The following is a 17,875-nucleotide window of genomic DNA, read 5'->3' as shown; positions in this document are numbered from 1 at the left end:
CTCACCGCCGCCAGCCCGCGACGTGCCACCACGGGCCCCACGAGACGCCGTGCGCGTGCGGCTCCAGCACCAGCGGTCCGCGGTCCCAGCCGGTTCCGGCGTCGTCGTCCCGCGTCACGTACGTGTGCTCGACGAACGCGAGGAACACGTGCGTCGGGTGCTGCACGTACGCCTCCTGGACGGCCCGGTACGCGGCGGTGCGCTCGCCGGGGTCGAGGCTGGCGCGGGCGCGGTCGAGCTGCGCGTCGACGCCGGGGATCTCGACGTCCCCGGGGTTGTCGTAGGGGGACGTGTCGTCGGCGCGCGTGTGCAGCACGTCGAACAGCTGGGTGTCGAGGTCGTACGGGCGCTCGCCGCCGCCCAGCAGGATCGCGGCGTCCGTGAGGTGCCGGTCCAGCTCGGGCCAGTCGCCGCCGCGCAGCGTGACGTCGACCCCGATCGTCGCCATGTCGGCGGCGAAGGCGGCCGCCATGTCACGGCGCAGGCTGTCGGACGCCAGGTAGTAGAGGTCGAACTCCGCCCGCTCGCCGTCCCGGGCGCGGACGCCGTCGGCGGCGGGCCGCCAGCCCGCGTCGTCGAGCAGCCGCTCCGAGCGGGCCCGGTCGAAGGGGAACGTGGCGTCGGCGGCGAACGCGTCCCCGTAGACGGCGCTGACGGGCGTGGCGGCGGGGCTGCCGTGGCCGGCGAGCACGCCGTCCACGATCGTGGCCCGGTCGACGGCGAGGTTCATCGCCCGGCGCGCGGCGGGGTCGCTCGCGAACGCGTTCTCGACCGGCAGCGAGACGCCGCGCCAGTCCGCCGTCCGCACCGGCTGCACCCGCAGCCCGGACTCGTCCTCGAACGACGCGGCCAGCACGGGCGGCAGCACCGTGCCGTCGACGTCGCCCGCCCGGACCCGCTGGGCGCGCGCGTTGTCGTCCGGCAGGTACAGCGTGACGAGCTCGGTGACCTGCGGCGCGCCGTCCCAGTAGCCGGGGTTGGCGGCGAACACCGCCTGGTCGGCGTCGAGGCGCGTGAGCAGGTACGGGCCGGTGCCCACCGGCTCGGTGTTGAGCGTGGAGTCGCGGGCCGGGCCGCCGTCGAGCCGCTCCGACGGCGCGATCCCCAGCGTCAGCCGCGACGCGAACGCCGAGTACGGGTGCGTGAGCGTGAACTGGACGTGCCGGTCGTCGGTCGCCGCGACCGACCCGATCATCCGGTACGCGCCCGCCACCTCGGACGCCGATTCCGGGTCGAGCACCGCCTCGTACGTCGCGACCACGTCGGCGGCGTCGAGGGTCGTGCCGTCGGAGAAGGTCACGCCCTCGCGCAGCGTCACGTCCCACACCGTGCTGTCGTCGCTCACGGCCGGCGCCTCGGCGGCCAGCGCGGGCTCCAGCTCGGGCAGGCGGTCGTCGCCCGACGACGCGGGGCGCAGCAGCCCGTCGTAGAGCGGGGAGACGCCCAGCTCGCCGTACCCGTTGACCGGGTTGTAGCCGCCCAGCGGCTGCGCGTCGGCGAGCACCACGCGCGCGCCGTCGCCGCCGTCGTCGCCCCCGCCGCCGGCCGACGTCGCGCAGCCCGACAGGCCGACGGCGACGGCGAGGCCGCCGAGGGCGAGCCTCGAGGCGGGCGTGGCGAGGGATGACGGACGGGTGCGCGGCATGCATCACTCCTGGGACGAGATCGGGCAGGCGAGACGGGGCCGCGGCAGCGCGGCCGACAAGGGGGGCACCCGCTCGACCGGCGACGTCGCCGGTCCGGACCGCGCAGGAGGCGGGAGCCGGGGTGCGGTCCGAGTGTAAGGGTGGAGGCATGCCCCGGAACGGGCCCCGCGAGTCGGGTTCGTCACCAGGCGGTTTGGAGAATAATTCCTCGGGCTGCATACTCATGCATCGACCCCCCGCACGATCCTCGGAGCCCACCATGCGCACCCGCCACACCCTCGCGGCGACCGTCGTCACCTCGGCCGTCGCCGTCCTCGCCCTCACCGGCTGCACCACGGCCTCGCAGGACCTCGGCCAGACGCCGGGCGCGTCCGAGGACAGCACCTCCGCCGCCGTCGACCTCGACGCGATCCAGAAGGACGACGCCGTCGCCGCGCTGGTCCCGGACGCCGTGGCCGAGGACGGCAAGCTCACGCTCGGCTCGAACCTCCAGTACGCGCCGGTCGAGTTCCTCGACGCGGACGGCACGACGCCGGTGGGCATCGACATCGACATCGCGACGGCGCTCGCCAGGACGATGGGCCTGGAGCTGCAGGTCGAGAACGCGGGCTTCGACTCGATCATCCCCGCCATCGGCAGCAAGTACGAGGCGGGCATGTCGGCGTTCTCGGTCACGCCCGAGCGCCTCGAGACCGTCAACATGGTCAGCTACTTCACCGCGGGCTCGCAGTACGCCGTGGCGAAGGGCAACCCGGAGGGCGTCTCGCCCGACGACCTGTGCGGCGTGAGCGTCGGCGTACAGACCGGCACCATCCAGCAGGACGAGCTGGCCGAGCTCAGCAAGGCGTGCACGGACGAGGGCAAGGAGGCCGTCGACGTGCTGCCCTACGACTCGCAGTCCGACGTCACGACCAACCTCGCCGGCGGCAAGCTCCAGGCCATGTACGCGGACTCGCCGATCATCGCCTACGCCGTCGAGCAGACCGGCGGCTCCGTCGAGGCGCTGGGCGAGATCACGGACGCCGCACCGTACGGCGTCGTCGTCGCCAAGGACGACGAGGAGCTCGCGAAGGCCGTCCAGGCCGGGCTGCAGAAGCTCATGGACGACGGCGTGCTCGCCCAGGTCGCCGACACCTGGGGCTCCGGCGCGGCCGTGCTCGACACGGCCGAGCTGAACCCGGCAGGCTGAACCGCATGGAAGACCGACCGTCCGGCCAGCTGCCGGAGCCCCTGCACGCCCGGCCGGTGCCCCGGCCGGGCAGGTGGGTGTCGGCCGTGGTCGTCCTCGTCCTCGTGGCGATGGCCGTCAACGCGCTCGTCACCAACCCCAACTTCCGCTGGGACACGGTCTGGCTCTACCTGCGCGACGTCGTCGTCGTGCGGGGCGTGGGCTGGACGCTCGTCCTCACGTTCGGCTCGATGGCGATCGCCATCGTGCTGGCCGTGCTGCTGGCGGTGATGCGGCGCAGCGACAACCCCGTGATGCGGTCGGTGTCGTGGTTCTGGATCTGGTTCTTCCGCGGCACCCCGATCTACACGCAGCTCGTGTTCTGGGGCCTGCTGTCGGTGCTGTACCCGCGGCTGTCCCTCGGCATCCCGTTCGGTCCTGAGTTCTGGACCTTCACCACCCAGGACGTCATCACGGCGTTCTGGGCGGCGCTGATCGGACTGGCGTTCAACGAGTCCGCGTACCTGGCGGAGATCGTCCGCGCCGGCCTGTCGTCGGTGGACCCCGGCCAGACGGAGGCCGCGAAGGCGCTCGGCATGAAGGACGCCAAGATCCTGCGCCGCATCGTGCTGCCGCAGGCGATGCGCGTCATCGTGCCGCCCACGGGCAACGAGACCATCTCCATGCTCAAGACGACGTCGCTGGTGCTGGCGATCCCGTTCACGCTCGAGCTCACGTACGCCACCAACCAGATCGGCAGCCGCATCTTCCAGCCGATCCCGCTGCTCATCGTCGCCGCGCTCTGGTACCTGCTCATCACGTCGGTGCTCATGATCGGCCAGCACTACCTCGAGCGGTACTACGGCCGCGGGTTCGACGGCGGCCGCACCGGTCGTGGTGGGCCCGGCGGGCGTGGCCCCCGGGCCGGCCGCAAGCCGCGCAAGCAGGACCTCATCGGCGCGTCCGGCACCACCAAGGACGACCCCTTCCTGGAGGTGACCCCATGACCGCGACGAGCGAGAGCGCGGGCGCGACCGGCACCGTGATGGTCGAGGTCCGCGACGTGCACAAGGTGTTCGGCCGCGGCCACGACGGCGTGCACGTGCTCAAGGGCGTCTCCCTCGACGTCCCGCGGGGCTCGGTGACCGTGGTGCTGGGGCCGTCCGGCTCCGGCAAGTCCACGCTGCTGCGCTGCGTGAACGAGCTCGAGGAGATCACCGCCGGGTCCATCCACGTGGGCGGCGACCTCATGGGCTACCGCCGCGACGACAAGGGCGTGCTGCACCGCCTGCACCCCAAGGTGATCGCGAAGCAGCGCTCCCGCATCGGGATGGTGTTCCAGCGCTTCCACCTGTTCCCGCACAAGACGGCGCTGGAGAACGTCATGGAGGCGCCTGTCCAGGTGCGCGGGCTGTCCAGGGCGGAGGCCCGCCGCCAGGGTCTGGAGCTCCTCGACCGGGTGGGCCTCGGTGAGCGGGCGCAGTTCTACCCGGCGCAGCTGTCGGGCGGCCAGCAGCAGCGCGTCGCGATCGCGCGGGCGCTCGCCATGGATCCCGAGCTCATGCTCTTCGACGAGCCCACCTCCGCGCTCGATCCCGAGCTCGTGGGCGAGGTGCTCGCCGTCATGCAGGACCTGGCGCGCTCCGGCATGACGATGATCGTCGTGACGCACGAGATCGGGTTCGCCCGCGAGGTCGCCGACCATGTCGTCTTCATGGACGACGGCGTCATCGTCGAGGAGGGTGCGCCCGCCGACGTGCTGGACAACCCGTCCGAGCCGCGCCTGCGGGACTTCCTCGCCCACGTGCTCTGACGGGGGCTCTGGCGGGACTCTGACGGGGCACTGGCGGGACGGTCGCGCCGTCAGACGGCCGGCGTCCACGGGGGCGGGCCCGGCCGGGCCAGGCGCGGGGCGCGCACCACGGCGACGACCCACAGGGCCAGAGCGGCCGCCGCGGCGAGGGCCCACCCGCCGACGACCTGGCGCGCGAGGTCGCGGCACGCCAGGCGGTCGGCGAGCGCGACACCCTCGTCCGTCATGTCGAGGCTGTCGTCGAGGAGTCCCGCAGCCGCCGACCCCGACATGCAGGTGACCCCGTCGATCAGGACGGGGGACAGCACCAGCCACCAGCCGACGCCGAGCACGGCGAACGCCAGCACCGTGACGGCGACGAGCCCGCCGCCGACGTGCCGGCGTCGGCGCACGGCGACGACGATCGTGACGACGGGGACGGCGACCAGCAGCACCGTCCACACGACGAAGACCGCCACGCCCAGCCGGTCGCTCGTCATCGGGCACCTTCCGTCGTCGGTCGGGGCGTCAGAGCACCGAGCAGACGCCGCCCCAGTCGGTGTGGCCGATGGTGACCTTCTTCCAGATGTGCGCGGAGTAGCCGCCGGCCGAGGTGCGCGTCTTGGAGATGGTGCGGGTGTCGCCGTTGCTCCACGTGCTGGTGCCGCCGGTCAGCCAGGTGGTGCCGGTGGGGCAGCCGCTCGCGCCGGACGAGACGCGGTAGATGCGCAGGAACCCGGTCACGGAGCCCGACCCGCGGTACTGCCACGACGCGTAGATGCGGCTGCCGCTCTTCGAGAGGCACATGGTGCCCGGGCCGGACGTGGACGCGCACCGGTTGCCGGACGGCAGCGCCAGGGTGCTCGCCCCGGACGCCGCGGACCGCGAGGCCGTGTCGCCGGCGACGGCGGTCGCGGCGTCGCCGCAGTCCTCGAGCAGGTCGACGCGGTGCGTCGCGAGGTCGGCGGGCGCGCCCATCGCGACGTTGTAGTCGCGGTCGACCTCGTCGGAGATCGTGACGTCCTGCAGGGTGCACCCGCGAGCCTCCGAGTCGGCCGCCCAGTCGGTGGCCTCGGCGGCGGCGCGCTCCTGCGCGGCCCACGCCTCCCACTCGTCCGCGGGGCTGCCGGGTGCGGGCACGCCGGGCAGGTTCTCCTCCGTGGGCGCGGCCTGCGACGGGGCGACCGCCGTGAGCGTCACCCCCAGCGCGAGAGCGGCGACGCCCAGACCTGCGGCGATGTTCTTCCTGACGGTCCTGCCTCGGCTCATGTCGCTCCTCGGTTGGGCTCCGGCGCGCTGGTGCGGCGTCGTCGTCGACCCCCGCGGTGACTACGGTGTAGCACTCGGGGGGTTGGCGGCAACTCCACTGGTAGGACGGAAAGGTTTCATCGTGGACGACGCCCGCGCCCGTGAGCTGCTGACGCAGATCTGGGTGGAGCAGCACGAGGTGGTCACACGATTCGTGGCGCGTCGGGTGGAGGCGGGGCTGGTGGACGACGTCGTGTCGGAGACGTTCCTGGTCGCCTGGCGCCGTCTCGGCGACGTGCCCGACGACCCGAAGCCGTGGCTGCTCGGCGTCGCCCGCAACGTGCTCGCGACCCACCTGCGCACGCACGGCCGCTGGCGGGCCCTGGGCGTCCGGCTCGAGCGGGAGCCGGAGGCGGGCAAGGAGGGCACCGACGACCTCGCCGCCGACCGGACCGACCTGCGCCGGGCCTGGGAGATGCTCTCCGACGCGGACCGGGAGGTCATCGCGCTGGTCGCGTGGGACGGGCTCACCGCCGTCGAGGGCGCCAAGGTCCTCGGGATCCGGCCGTCCACGTTCTCCGTCCGGTTGACCCGGGCCCGGAAGCGGCTGCTGGCCTACTCGGGCCTGAAGCCCGACACCGCCGACGTCCTGCGCAACCTCCAGGAGGCGCGATGAAGTCCCCCATGATGGTCGACCTCGCCGACCTCGACCCGGCGCGCGACCTCCGCGCGCCCGGCCGCCCCGACGACGAGGCGCTCCAGGCGATCCTCGGCACGGCGCGGCGGGCCACCCCGATCCGTCGCTCCGTGCGCCCCGCCGTCCTGGCGGGTGCCGCGGCCGCCGCCGTGGTGGCGGTGGCCGGCGTCGCCACGGTGTGGTGGCCGGGGTCGCAGGCCGCGTACGCGTCGTGGACCTCCGTCCCCGCCACCGTGGCTCCGGACGCGATGGAGGCCGACGCGCAGGCGTGCGGCACGGTGGCGCACCGGATCACCGAGGGCGACGACGGCCCGCAGGTCGAGAGCGTGCCGATCAGCCCGGTCCTGGCCGAGCAGCGCGGCGACTACACGTACGTGCTGCTCACGGGCGACAGCGCCATCGGCGAGTGCCTGGTCACCACGCAGGCCTCCGGCGCGACCGACGTCGTCGCGGGCGACGCCGTGCTGAGGTCCGTGCCCGGCGAGCCCGGGCCGCGCGACGTCACGACCGTCCAGACCGGCACCGCGTCCTGGTCCGAGGGCGACACCGGCGACGGCGCGCTCACCTCCGCCTACGGGCGCGCCGGGTCCGACGTCGCGTCGTTCGCGCTCACCACCACCTCGGGCGAGCGCGTCGAGGCCACCGTCCAGGACGGCTGGTGGGCGGTCTGGGCGCCCGGGGAGGCGTCGCTGCGCCCCACCGCGGAGCTCACGTTCACCGACGGCGCCCGCGCGGAGGTCGTCGTCGGCCGATGAGCCCTCGCGGGTCCGTCCGGCCCGTCGCGCCTACTCGCCGTCCTCGCAGGCGATGCCGTTGCCGTTGGGGTCGAGCGCGCCACGGTAGGCGGGCTGGCCGTTCTGGATGGGTGCGGCGCCGGCCTGGCGGGCGGCGTTGCAGTCCCAGTAGAACCACGCGGAGTCCTGCTGCTGCTGCTCCTGCTGCTTCTGCTGCTCGGCCTGCTGCTGGTTCTGGGTCTGCTGGTCCTCGAACGCCTTCTTCTGGCTCGCGAGCTCGGTCTCCGCGGCCTCGGCAGCCTGCTCGCGCTCCTTCAGCGACTCCTCGCGCTTCTGGAGGTCGTCCTTCTGGGCGCTGAGGTCCTGGCGCTGCTGGTCCACCTCGGCCTGGGCCTGCTCGGCCGCGGCCTCCATGCGGTCGGCGTCCACGAGCGCCTGCGCGGCGTCCGAGCTGCGCACCATCGAGATGGAGACGCCGAGGATGCAGCCGAGGGCCAGGCACGCGACGGCGACGCCGGCGATCAGCGGGCCACCCCGCTTGCCGCGCCCGCGGGAGCCGGCGCGCGTGCGACCGGCCGAGAGCTCGGCCTCGTCCGCGGCCTGGCGCGCCGCCCGCCGCCCGCTGCTGGTGCGGATCCGGTCACCGACGGTGCGGAGCGCGGCGGAGACGGTCGCGACGGCTCCGCGTTCCTCCTCGGCGCCGGGGTGGCCGTACGGGGGAGCGGCGGCCGGGATCGCCGCGGGCGGCGCGGGCGGCGGGGGCGGCGGGGCCGAGACGGTCGCGACAGGGGCGCCGTACGTCGCCGTGGGCGCCGGGGGTGACGGCGGCTGCGGGGGCTGCGGGGGCATGGCTGCGACGGTGGTCACGGCGGCCGGTGCGTACGTGACGGAGGCGGGCACGGGGGCCATGACGGTGGTCGCCTCGGCCGGGGTCTCGGGGCGGGCCGGACGCGCGGCGTCGTCCACCCAGTACTCCCAGCCCTGGGGTGCGGGCGGCCACGCGGGGTCGGGGACCCACCCCGCGTCGGGCCGGAACCCCGGGGGTACCCGCCATCCCGGGGGCGGGTTGAATCGCACAGCCATGACACTCCTTGGTCGTCGAGCGGCACCCACTATGTCGGAAACCGCCCTCCCCGGTCCATGCGCCCGCGATGCGTCAGGGACCGGGACGGGGTCGACGACGGCCGGTCAGGCCCCCGGGAGGTGCTTGCGGTAGTGCGCGACCACGACGCCCGTGGACACCGCGCCGAGCGCCACGAGGACGACGAAGAGCTGAGTCGTCGTGAACGGCGGGGTGATGGCGGCCATGATCGCGGGCGTGAGGAAGCCGGCGTACGCGACGGCGTAGAACACGCCCGTGAGGCCGGCGAGGTGGCGCGGCCCGGCGATGCGCTGCACCTCCAGGAGCCCTGACGACAGGCCGATCCCCATGCCCGCGCCACCCACGACGGCGGCTCCGACGCCCCACCACGGGGAGCCGGACACGACCACCGCGCCGACGCACGCCACCGCGAGCGTGAGGGCCCCGGCGGCGACGGCCAGCCCGCGCGCGGAGTCGACGGCGTCGAGCCGCTTGGCGGCGGGCTGCACCACGGCGGCCACGCCGAGCGCCACCACGGTGAGCAACGTGGCGTACGCCACGCCGAAACCCTGCGTCTGGTCGCGCAGCAGGACCGGCGCGTACCCGTAGGTGAGCGCCGCGACGACGAAGATCCACGGCGCGACGACCGCGACCACCCGCGTGAACCGGAGGTGGCCCGCCGGGGGCACCCGCAGCCCGCGCCACCACGGCCCGGCGTCGCCGCCGAACGCGTTCGACTCCGGCGTGCGGAGCACGACCAGCAGGAACGGCGCCGTGACGACCAGGTGCACCACGAACGGCAGCACCTCGGGCCACGGGCCCCACTGCGCCAGCGCGCCCGCGACGAGCGCGCCCAGGGCGGACCCGAGCGTGAACGCGAGGGACGCGCGGCGCGCGCCCGAGCCGGCGTCCGCCCCCCGGTCGTAGGGCACCTGCGAGAGCTCCTTGATCCAGCTCGTGCCGACCGATGTCGCCGTCCCGACCGTGATGCCGGCGAGCAGCCGCCCCACGTAGATCGGGACGGGGCCGAGGACGCCGAGCGCGAGCACGGCGCTCGCGACCATGCCGCAGACGGTCCCCACGAGCATCACGGGGCGGCGGCCGAACCGGTCGGAGAGCGTCCCGGCGACGAGCAGCGCGGGCGCGAGGCCGAGCACGTACACGCCGAGGAACGCGTTGACGGTGGCGTCGCCGTACCCCTGCACCTCCTCGTACATGAGGAGCACGGGCGTGAACTGGTTGCCGGCCCACGAGGAGACGAACAGCGCGGCGAACGCGCCGAGCCACGGGCGCCTCACAGGATGCCCCGGTGCCGGCGGACGTGGTCGTGCAGCAGGTCGCAGTACGTGTCGGCGTCGCCCTGCTCGACGGCGGCGAGCATCGCCTCGTGCTCGGCGAGCGCGGCCGCGACCTCGTCCGCCCCGACGTGCAGGTGCTGGAACATGAGCCGCAGCTGCCGGTCGCGCAGCAGCCCCATGAACTGGATCGCCGTCTGGTTGCGCGACGCCCGGACGAGCACGCCGTGGAACGCCGAGTCGGCCACGACGAACGCCTGGACGTCGTCCGCGGCGGCCGCGCGTCGCTGCGTGTCGAGGTGCGTGCGCAGCTCGCCGACGACGGCGGCCGCAGGGCGCCCGTGAGCCAGCGCGCGGCGGGCGGTCGAACGCTCGACGGCCTCGCGCATCTCGAGCACGTCGCGCGCCTCGTCGGGGGCCATCGGCACGACGGCGGCCCCCCGCCGCGGCGCGACGGCGAGCAGCCGCTCGGCGTCGAGCCGCAGGAACGCCTCGTGCACGGGGGTGCGGCTGATGCCGAGCTCCGCCGCGACGTCGCCCTCGGACAGCAGCACGCCGCCGGCCGCCTCCCCCGAGAGGATCTTCGCCTTGGTGTGCTGGTACGCGCGCTCGGCGGCGCTGAGCGGCGGCGCGGGGGTCGCGGAGGGTTCTGTCACCCGAGGCAACCTACGCTTGCATCCAACTTGCATGCAAGCGATCGAGCGGTGCCGGCCACGAGCCGGGCCAAGGACTGTCGGTCGCCGCTGGTAGACCGGGGGCATGTTCCTCCTGGACGCGGACCGCACCACCGACGGCGGCGGCGAACCCGCCGTCGTGCACTCCGCGAGCGACCTGGTCGTGGCCGCCGAGTGCGAGTTCCGGCTGCTGCGCCGCCTCGACGAGCTGCTCGGCCGGGTGCCGCGGCGCGAGCTCGATGCCGACGTGATGCTCGAGCGGACCGCGGCCCTGGGCGACGCGCACGAGCGGCGGGTGCTGGACGAGTACGTGGCCCGGTTCGGGCGCTCGGACGGCGGGCCGGGCGGCGTCGTCGAGGTCGGGCCGCCGGCCCGGCTCACGCGGGAGGGGCTGGAGGCGGCGCACGGCGCGACCCTCGCGGCGATCGAGGCGGGCGCGGACGTCGTCGCGCAGGCGACGTTCTTCGACGGCGAGTTCCACGGCCGGGCCGACTTCCTGGTCCGCGACCCGCTGGGCGACCTGGACGTCGGTCCGGGGCGTCCGGGGGAGCATGCCGCCGCCGCGCTGCCGCGCTACGCCGTCCTCGAGACCAAGCTGGCGCGGCGGGCCAAGGTGACCGCGCTGCTGCAGCTCGCGGCGTACGCCGACCAGCTCGCCGCCGCGCACGTCGACCCGACGGACACCGTCCACCTGGTGCTCGGCACCCGCGTCACCAGCTCCCACCGGCTCGCCGAGCTGTTGCCCGTGCTCCAGCAGCGGCGGGCCCGGCTGCGGGAGGTCGTCGCCGCGCACCGTGCCGACGACGGCCCCCTGGCCTGGGGCGACGAGCGGTTCACCGCCTGCGGCCGGTGCCCCGCCTGTGCCGAGGAGGCTGCCGCGCACCGCGACGTCCTGCTCGTCGGGGGTGTCTACGAGCAGCAGCGTGCACGCCTCCTCGCGGGCGGCATCACCACCATCGACGAGCTCGCGAAGGCCGAGGACCCGCCCGCCGGGATGCCGGCCCGCGGCTTCGAGCGCGTGCGCGACCAGGCACGGCTGCAGCTCGGCACGGGGGAGTGGGACGGCGAGGTGGGCTACGACGACCACGGCGAGCCCGCCACGATCCGCTGGCAGCTGCCCGACACGTCCGCGGTGCGCCGGCTGCCGCCGCCCAGCCCGGGCGACGTCTTCTTCGACTTCGAGGGCGACCCCCTGTGGTCCGACCCGCAGGGCGAGCAGTGGGGGCAGCAGACCGGGCTCGACTACCTGTTCGGCCTGGTCGAGCGGCCCGAGGCCGCGGGGGAGGCCCCACCGTTCCGCGCGTTCTGGGCCCACGACCTGGCACAGGAACGGCAGGCCCTGGTCGACTTCGTGGACTACCTCGCCGAGCGGCGGCGACGGTACCCGGACCTGCACGTCTACCACTACGCGTCGTACGAGCGGGTGCACCTGCTGTCCATCGCCGCCCGGCACGGCGTCTACGAGGAGGAGGTGGACCAGCTGCTGCGCGACGGCGTGCTGGTGGACCTCTACGCCGTCGTGCGGTCGTCGCTGCGGATCTCCGACCGCTCCAAGTCGATCAAGAAGCTCGAGCCGCTGTACATGGGCGACGAGCTGCGGTCGGGCGACGTCACCACCGCGGCGGCGTCCATCGTCGCCTACGCCGAGTACACGGCCCTGCGCGACGCCGGCCGCGGCGGCGAGGCCGATGCCCTGCTGCGCGACATCGCCGACTACAACCGGTACGACTGCGTCTCCACCCTGCGGCTGTTCGACTGGCTGCGCGGGGCGGCCGACGTGGTCGACGCCCGGGCCGCCGAGGGCGCCCCCTCGGCCGAGGCTGCGGTCCCGTCGCCGGTCGAGCCCACCGAGCCGGTCGAGCCCGCCCCGGAGACGCCGCGGCAGGCGGCGACGCGCGAGTCGCGCGAGCGACGGCTGGGCCTGGAGGCCGAGGTGCGCGAGCGGGTCGGCGAGGACCGCGGCGCCCGCGACGACGAGGCGCAGGCGCTCGCGATGATCGGTGCGTCGCTGGGCTACTGGCGCCGGGAGAGCAAGCCGTTCTGGCACGAGCACTACTCGCGGCTCGAGCTGCCGCCGGACGAGTGGCAGGGCCGCCGGAACACGTTTCACGTGGAACGCGCGACCGTGGTCCAGGACTGGCTCGTCGAGGACGGGCGGCGCGCGCCGGCGCGGGTGCTGGAGCTGGTCGGCCGGCTGTCGGAGGGCTCCGAGCTGGGTGCCGGCGCGGTGCCGTTCGTCCTCTACGACGACCCCGCGCCCGTCGCGGTGACCGTGCCGGCGAACGCCGTGCGCGGGTTCCACGGCGGCGCGACGATCGTCGACGCCGTCCGGCGGCAGACCGAGGCGGGTGAGCGCGACGTCCTGCTGCTGCGCGAGCAGGTCCGTGTCGGCGCGGAGACGTTCGACGCCCTGCCGATGGCGCTCACCCCGTCGAGCGGGCCGCGCGCCGACCCGCAGGAGCAGGCGCTCGAGGACGTGGCGACGCGCGCGCTCGCGGCGTGGGATACCGATCGCGCGCTGCCCGACGGCCCGGCCACGGACCTGCTGCGCCGCCGGCCACCGCGTCTGACCGGGGGAGGGGCGCTGCCCGACGTCGTCGACGGCGACTTCACCACCGCGGTGCTCGCCGCGACGCGCGACCTCGACCGCTCCTACCTCGCGGTGCAGGGGCCGCCCGGCACCGGCAAGACGCACGTCGGCTCGCACGTCGTCGCAGCGCTGGTCGCCGAGGGCTGGCGGGTGGGCGTCGTCGCGCAGTCGCACGCGGCGGTGGAGAACATGCTGCGCGCCGTCGTCGAGAAGGCCGGCGTCCCCGCCGAGCGGGTAGCCAGGAAGCGGCCGTCCGACACGGCCCCGCACGCCCCGTCGGACGCCGCGGTGTGCGCGGAGCTGCCGGGCGACGACCTGGCCGAGTTCTCCCGCCGCGGCCCGGGCGTCGTCGGCGGCACGGCCTGGGACTTCGCGCACCCCGGCCGCTGGCCGGACGACGACCTCGACCTGCTGGTCGTGGACGAGGCCGGCCAGTTCTCCCTCGCGTCCACGATCGCGGTCTCCCGGTCCGCACGTCGCCTGCTGCTCCTGGGGGACCCGCAGCAGCTGCCGCAGGTCAGCCGCGGGCGTCACCCCGAGCCCGTCGACCGGTCGGCGCTCGGCTGGCTCGCGGACGGCCGCGACGTGCTGCCGCCGGGGCTCGGCTACTTCCTGGCGCGGTCGTGGCGGATGCACCCCGCCCTCTGCGAGGCGGTGTCCCAGCTCGCGTACGAGGGGCGGCTGGGGGCCCACGAGACCGCGGCCCGGCGCCGGCTCGACGGCGTGGCCCCCGGAGTGCACCACGTGCCCGTCCGGCACGTGGGCCGCGGCGTCGGGTCGCCCGAGGAGGCGCAGGAGGTGGTGCGGCAGGCGGCAGGCGTCGTCGGGCGTGCCTGGACCCCGGGTGCCGGGCAGCCCGCACGCCCGCTGGAGCCGCGTGACGTCGTCGTGCTCGCCGCCTACAACGCCCAGGTGTGGGCCGTGCGGCGCGCGCTCGACGACGCCGGGCTCGACGGCGTGCGGGTGGGCACGGTCGACCGGTTCCAGGGCACCGAGGCGCCCGTCGCGATCGTCACGCTCGCGGCGTCCTCCCCGCACGACGTCCCGCGCGGCACCGGGTTCCTGCTGTCCCGGCACCGCGTCAACGTGGCCGTCTCCCGCGGGCAGTGGTGCGCGATCGTCGTGCGGTCGCCCGAGCTCACGGACTACCTGCCGCACACCCCCGAGGGGCTCGGCCGCCTCGGCGCCTTCCTCGGGCTGTGCGAGCGGGCGGTCTAGAACCCGCCGAAGTCGCCTCCGCCGAAGTCCCCGCCGAAGTCGCCGAAGCTGCCCGCGTCGCCGCCGCCGTCGTACCCGGCGTCGCCGCCCGAGGCCTCCGAGTACCCGGCGTCGCCGCCGGCGTCCGCCCCTGCGTCGCCCCCGGCCTCGCCGCCCTCGGCTCCCGCCTCGGAGCCGGCGTCGCCGGCGAAGTCCTGCGACGGGTCGCCGAAGGCCGGGCCGAAGAGGGCGTTCGCCACGGCCGAGCCAATGACCACGCCCGCGACGGTGCCGAGCAGGCTGGAGCCGACCATCGAGCCGAAGCCCGGACCACGCGCGCCGGAGCCGCCCTGGCCGCGGAACGACTGCTCCAGCGTGCCGGGCCGGCGCATCTCGGCCCGGGTGGCCATGCGGGCGAGGGACTGCGGGTCGTCGGAGGTGGCCCGCTCGTTCGCGGGGAGGCCCGAGCCGACGTCCTCGAGCACGCGGCGCCGCTGCTCCGGCGTCAGGCGGGCGAACGCCTCGGCGTGCGCCTGCTCGACGGCGTCCGGCGGCGCGGTGCGCAGCAGGTAGCGGTAGCGCTCGACGGCCACCTCGTCGGGGTCGCGGTGTGCGGCGGGGCCGCCGGCGCCGGGCCGGCCGGCGGGCTGCTGGCCGGGGTACGGCGCGTAGCCGTGCTTCCCCGGCGCCTCACCCGTGTGCGGCCGGGCGTCGTCGGGCCGGCCTGGCACGCCGTGGTACGTGCGCTCGTCGTGAGTTCTGCCGAGGAGTCGGTCGAGGAATCCCATGACGGTCCAACGATCGCGTCGGGGCGGGCGTTCCCGCCAACGACGACGGCCCGCACCCCGACGAGCGAGGTGCGGGCCGTGCGACTCCCGCGGCCGGCGTCAGCCGGCCGGGAGCGAGATCAGAGCGGGCGGACGTTCTCCGCCTGCGGGCCCTTCGGGCCCTGCGTGACGTCGAACTCCACGCGCTGCTCCTCGTCCAGGGACCGGTAGCCCTGGGACTGGATGGCGGAGAAGTGGACGAACACGTCGGCCGAGCCGTCCTCGGGGGCGATGAAGCCGTAGCCCTTCTCGCTGTTGAACCACTTCACGGTTCCGGTGGCCATGCTTACTCCTTCAAGAGGTGTCGACGACCTCGACCGTCGAGATCGCGCATCACGGTGAATCGTCGTCAACTCTTGAGACCAAGGTCCGCCGGGTGACCGCACCAGTCCTTCCGATGCGATCGCCGTGGCGCGGACGGGAACCGTCCGGATCGAGCGAGGCACTGCAACGGGGACAACGGTACGCGAGCGCGAGCACGGGCACCAGTGTTGCCGCACGGGCTGTCCACAGGGTGGTCACCCCGGTGGACGCGAGGTCGGGGGCGGCCGATACAAAGGTGTCATGACCACTTCCCCCGTGCCCTCCCTGCCCCTGTCCGGCGACGTCGAGATCCCCCAGGTCGGTCTCGGTGTCTTCCAGGTGCCCGACGACGGCACCCAGGCCAACGTCGAGCAGGCGCTCGAGCTCGGGTACCGGCACGTCGACACCGCCGCCGGCTACTACAACGAGGCGGGCGTCGGCGCGGCGCTGCGCGCGTCGGGCCTCCCCCGCGAGGACGTCTTCGTCACCACCAAGCTCCGCAACGGCGACCAGGGGTACGAGCAGGCGCTGCGCGCGTTCGAGGACTCCCGCCGCGCGCTCGGCGTCGACCAGGTCGACCTGTACCTGATCCACTGGCCGGTGCCGAGCAAGGACCTGTACGTCGAGACGTGGCGCGCGTTCGAGAAGCTGCTCGCCGAGGGCGCCGTGCGCGCGATCGGGGTGTCCAACTTCCTGGTCGAGCACCTCGACCGTCTCGTCGCGGAGACCGACGTCGTGCCCGCGGTGAACCAGGTCGAGGTGCACCCCACCTTCCAGCAGGCCGCGGTGCAGCAGCGCTGCCGCGAGCTCGGCGTCGCCGTCGAGGCGTACTCGCCGCTCGGTCGCGGGGCCGACCTGGACGCGCCGGCCGTCGTCGCCGCCGCGACGGAGCTCGGCGTCACGCCCGCGCAGGTCGTGCTGCGGTGGGCGGTGCAGCAGGGGCGGATCGTCATCCCCAAGTCGCTGTCCGCCGAGCGGCAGGCCACGAACCTGGACGTCTTCTCGTTCGAGCTGTCGGCCGCGCAGGTGGCGTCGATCGACGCCCTGGAGGCCGGTGCCGAGGGGCGCACGGGGGCGGACCCGGCCACCGCGTCGTTCACGCAGTTCCGCGCCTGATGCGGGGCCGCGGGAGGCCGAGTGTGACCTAGATAACAGGTTCGTCACGATCTGCAGGGAGTGACCCGCGCGACACGTCGGCGACATACAGTCTCGCTACGTTCAGCGGCACTGAATGCGGTGTTGAGCCGCGAATGTCCTACCTCCAAAAGGGGAACAGCATGATCCGACGCACCACGGCCGCCAAGGGCTTGGCCCTCGCGGCAGTCCTCAGCCTCGGCCTCGCAGCCTGCGCCTCGTCCGACGGCGGGAGCGGCGACAGCAGCGAGGGCGGCGGCGGCTCGGCCGAGCCGTTGAAGATCGGCACGATCCTGCCGGTCACTGGCACCCTCGCCTTCCTCGGGCCGCCGGAGATCGCCGGCGTCGGTCTGGCGATCGACGACATCAACGCCGCCGGCGGCGTCCTCGGCAACGACGTCAGCGTCGAGTGGGGCGACTCCGGCGACAGCACCGACCTCTCGGTGGCGACCAGCACGGCGACCGACCTCATCGGCAAGGGCGTCTCCGTCGCCATCGGCGCGGCGTCCTCCGCGGTGTCGCTCGGCGTGGTCGACCAGTTCGCCGAGGCCAGCGTCATGCAGATCTCGCCCGCGAACACGGCGGCGGACCTGTCGGGGTACGGCGAGTTCTTCGCCCGGACGGCACCGCCCGACACGGTCCAGGGGCCGGCGCACGCCGACCTCATCATGGGTGACGGCCACTGCAAGGTCGGCTTCCTCGTGCAGAACGAGGCCTACGGCAACGGCCTGCGCGACTACATCCAGGAGGCGCTCGAGGCCGGTGGGTGCGAGGCGGTCTACGGCGGCAACGGCGAGGGCCACGAGTTCGCGCCGGGCGAGACGAACTTCGGCGCCCAGGTGACCGACCTGCTCGCGCAGAAGCCCGACGCCATCTCGATCGTCGCGTTCGAGGAGACCACCGCCATCGTCAACGAGCTCGTGGCGCAGGGCTGGGACTTCGACGGCACCACGTACTTCGTCGACGGCAACCTCTCCAACTACGGCGACGACTTCGACCCGGGCACCCTCGAGGGCGTCCAGGGCACGCTGCCCGGCGCGCAGGCCGACGACGCCTTCCGCGAGCAGCTGCAGACGTGGTACTCGGAGAACGAGAGCGGCGAGCTCAACGACTTCTCCTACTCCGCCGAGTCGTACGACGCTGTGGTCCTCGCCGCGCTCGCGGCGGTCAAGGGCGACGGCACCGACGGCGCCACGATCTCGAAGAACATCCGTGCGGTGTCGGGTGCCGACGGCGGCACCGAGGTCACGTCGTTCGAGGAGGGCGTCAAGGCGCTCGAGGCCGGCGACGACATCAACTACGTCGGCAAGTCCGGCATCGGGCCGCTCAACGACTCGAACGACCCGACGTCCGCGTTCATCGGCATCTACAAGTACGGCGCCGACAACACCTACACCTACCAGCGGCAGATCGAGGGCAAGATCGAGGAGTGATCCTCGCTCGCTGACCTCGGCACGACGACGGCCCGGACGCTCGCACAGAGCGGCCG

Annotated in this window: 16 protein-coding genes; 8 read left to right on the top strand and 8 right to left on the bottom strand. The window is 74.3% G+C overall.

The features are described 5' to 3' along the window. Position 1: 1 nt before the first annotated feature. A complete protein-coding gene (locus ACFQ80_RS03325) occupies positions 2-1,645 on the bottom strand; it encodes an ABC transporter substrate-binding protein (protein WP_430562542.1) in 1,644 nt (547 codons plus the stop codon). Positions 1,646-1,905: 260 nt separating this feature from the next. Here ACFQ80_RS03325 and ACFQ80_RS03320 point away from each other — a divergent pair, with 260 nt between their 5' ends. The 3 genes from ACFQ80_RS03320 to ACFQ80_RS03310 are packed head-to-tail and all read left to right on the top strand — an operon-like array spanning position 1,906 to position 4,627. Then, entirely contained in the window at positions 1,906-2,835 is a 930-nt protein-coding gene (locus tag ACFQ80_RS03320; RefSeq protein ID WP_430550907.1) for an ABC transporter substrate-binding protein, read from the top strand. Positions 2,836-2,840: 5 nt separating this feature from the next. After that, entirely contained in the window at positions 2,841-3,821 is a 981-nt protein-coding gene (locus ACFQ80_RS03315) for an amino acid ABC transporter permease (RefSeq protein WP_430550908.1), read from the top strand. Further along, on the top strand, positions 3,818-4,627 hold the full coding sequence (locus tag ACFQ80_RS03310) for an amino acid ABC transporter ATP-binding protein (RefSeq protein ID WP_430562541.1): 810 nt from the start codon (positions 3,818-3,820) through the stop codon (positions 4,625-4,627). Before ACFQ80_RS03315 ends, ACFQ80_RS03310 begins: the two co-directional genes overlap by 4 nt. A gap of 50 nt (positions 4,628-4,677) precedes the next feature. Here ACFQ80_RS03310 and ACFQ80_RS03305 read toward each other — a convergent pair whose 3' ends face one another. Continuing rightward, positions 4,678-5,106 carry a hypothetical protein gene (locus ACFQ80_RS03305; protein WP_430550910.1) on the bottom strand — a complete coding sequence of 143 codons (429 nt, stop codon included), beginning with the start codon at positions 5,104-5,106 and terminating at the stop codon, positions 4,678-4,680. A gap of 28 nt (positions 5,107-5,134) precedes the next feature. Beyond that, on the bottom strand, positions 5,135-5,875 hold the full coding sequence (locus tag ACFQ80_RS03300) for a hypothetical protein (protein WP_430550911.1): 741 nt from the start codon (positions 5,873-5,875) through the stop codon (positions 5,135-5,137). 121 nt (positions 5,876-5,996) lie between these two features. Between ACFQ80_RS03300 and ACFQ80_RS03295 the strand changes: the two genes are divergently transcribed. Next, positions 5,997-6,530: an RNA polymerase sigma factor gene (locus ACFQ80_RS03295; protein WP_430562540.1), complete on the top strand. Its 534-nt coding sequence runs from the start codon at positions 5,997-5,999 to the stop codon at positions 6,528-6,530. After that, a complete protein-coding gene (locus ACFQ80_RS03290) occupies positions 6,527-7,306 on the top strand; it encodes a hypothetical protein (protein WP_430562539.1) in 780 nt (259 codons plus the stop codon). The genes ACFQ80_RS03295 and ACFQ80_RS03290 overlap by 4 nt, the downstream gene beginning before the upstream one ends. Positions 7,307-7,336: 30 nt before the next feature. Here ACFQ80_RS03290 and ACFQ80_RS03285 read toward each other — a convergent pair whose 3' ends face one another. From ACFQ80_RS03285 to ACFQ80_RS03275, 3 genes are all read right to left on the bottom strand, one after another. Further along, entirely contained in the window at positions 7,337-8,368 is a 1,032-nt protein-coding gene (locus ACFQ80_RS03285) for an excalibur calcium-binding domain-containing protein (protein WP_430562538.1), read from the bottom strand. Positions 8,369-8,473: 105 nt separating this feature from the next. After that, positions 8,474-9,664: an MFS transporter gene (locus ACFQ80_RS03280; protein WP_430562537.1), complete on the bottom strand. Its 1,191-nt coding sequence runs from the start codon at positions 9,662-9,664 to the stop codon at positions 8,474-8,476. Then, positions 9,661-10,317 carry a GntR family transcriptional regulator gene (locus ACFQ80_RS03275; RefSeq protein ID WP_430562536.1) on the bottom strand — a complete coding sequence of 219 codons (657 nt, stop codon included), beginning with the start codon at positions 10,315-10,317 and terminating at the stop codon, positions 9,661-9,663. Before ACFQ80_RS03275 ends, ACFQ80_RS03280 begins: the two co-directional genes overlap by 4 nt. Positions 10,318-10,420: 103 nt before the next feature. Here ACFQ80_RS03275 and ACFQ80_RS03270 point away from each other — a divergent pair, with 103 nt between their 5' ends. Further along, the gene (locus tag ACFQ80_RS03270) at positions 10,421-14,143 is read left to right on the top strand and encodes a TM0106 family RecB-like putative nuclease (RefSeq protein ID WP_430562535.1); all 3,723 of its coding nucleotides are present in this window, start codon (positions 10,421-10,423) and stop codon (positions 14,141-14,143) included. On the opposite strand, the gene ACFQ80_RS03265 is transcribed toward ACFQ80_RS03270, so the two are convergent. Together ACFQ80_RS03265 and ACFQ80_RS03260 are read right to left on the bottom strand one after the other, a co-directional pair. Continuing rightward, entirely contained in the window at positions 14,140-14,910 is a 771-nt protein-coding gene (locus tag ACFQ80_RS03265) for a hypothetical protein (RefSeq protein WP_430562534.1), read from the bottom strand. The genes ACFQ80_RS03270 and ACFQ80_RS03265 overlap by 4 nt on opposite strands. 119 nt (positions 14,911-15,029) lie before the next feature. After that, complete coding sequence (locus ACFQ80_RS03260; protein ID WP_079576569.1) at positions 15,030-15,233, bottom strand: transcription antiterminator/RNA stability regulator CspE; 204 nt, start codon at positions 15,231-15,233, stop codon at positions 15,030-15,032. Between the two features lie 280 nt (positions 15,234-15,513). Between ACFQ80_RS03260 and ACFQ80_RS03255 the strand changes: the two genes are divergently transcribed. Both ACFQ80_RS03255 and ACFQ80_RS03250 read left to right on the top strand, forming a co-directional pair. Then, positions 15,514-16,368: an aldo/keto reductase gene (locus ACFQ80_RS03255; protein ID WP_430562533.1), complete on the top strand. Its 855-nt coding sequence runs from the start codon at positions 15,514-15,516 to the stop codon at positions 16,366-16,368. Positions 16,369-16,529: 161 nt separating this feature from the next. Next, positions 16,530-17,819, top strand: a complete 1,290-nt coding sequence (locus ACFQ80_RS03250; RefSeq protein ID WP_430550920.1) for an ABC transporter substrate-binding protein — start codon at positions 16,530-16,532, stop codon at positions 17,817-17,819. The last annotated feature ends 56 nt before the right edge of the window (positions 17,820-17,875 follow it).

It is taken from the genome of Isoptericola sp. NPDC056578 (genome assembly GCF_042793275.1).
Taxonomy (GTDB): Bacteria; Actinomycetota; Actinomycetes; order Actinomycetales; family Cellulomonadaceae; genus Isoptericola.
This window is presented reverse-complemented; position numbering and strand designations above follow the sequence as displayed.

Coding starts and splice junctions, on each gene's coding strand:
- ACFQ80_RS03310 (WP_430562541.1), top strand. CDS start 3,818: ATGACCGCGACGAGCGAGAGCGCGGGCGCGACCGGCACCGTGATGGTC.
- ACFQ80_RS03320 (WP_430550907.1), top strand. CDS start 1,906: ATGCGCACCCGCCACACCCTCGCGGCGACCGTCGTCACCTCGGCCGTC.
- ACFQ80_RS03250 (WP_430550920.1), top strand. CDS start 16,530: ATGATCCGACGCACCACGGCCGCCAAGGGCTTGGCCCTCGCGGCAGTC.
- ACFQ80_RS03265 (WP_430562534.1), bottom strand. CDS start 14,910: ATGGGATTCCTCGACCGACTCCTCGGCAGAACTCACGACGAGCGCACG.
- ACFQ80_RS03285 (WP_430562538.1), bottom strand. CDS start 8,368: ATGGCTGTGCGATTCAACCCGCCCCCGGGATGGCGGGTACCCCCGGGG.
- ACFQ80_RS03270 (WP_430562535.1), top strand. CDS start 10,421: ATGTTCCTCCTGGACGCGGACCGCACCACCGACGGCGGCGGCGAACCC.
- ACFQ80_RS03305 (WP_430550910.1), bottom strand. CDS start 5,106: ATGACGAGCGACCGGCTGGGCGTGGCGGTCTTCGTCGTGTGGACGGTG.
- ACFQ80_RS03325 (WP_430562542.1), bottom strand. CDS start 1,645: ATGCCGCGCACCCGTCCGTCATCCCTCGCCACGCCCGCCTCGAGGCTC.
- ACFQ80_RS03290 (WP_430562539.1), top strand. CDS start 6,527: ATGAAGTCCCCCATGATGGTCGACCTCGCCGACCTCGACCCGGCGCGC.
- ACFQ80_RS03260 (WP_079576569.1), bottom strand. CDS start 15,233: ATGGCCACCGGAACCGTGAAGTGGTTCAACAGCGAGAAGGGCTACGGC.
- ACFQ80_RS03315 (WP_430550908.1), top strand. CDS start 2,841: ATGGAAGACCGACCGTCCGGCCAGCTGCCGGAGCCCCTGCACGCCCGG.
- ACFQ80_RS03300 (WP_430550911.1), bottom strand. CDS start 5,875: ATGAGCCGAGGCAGGACCGTCAGGAAGAACATCGCCGCAGGTCTGGGC.
- ACFQ80_RS03255 (WP_430562533.1), top strand. CDS start 15,514: ATGACCACTTCCCCCGTGCCCTCCCTGCCCCTGTCCGGCGACGTCGAG.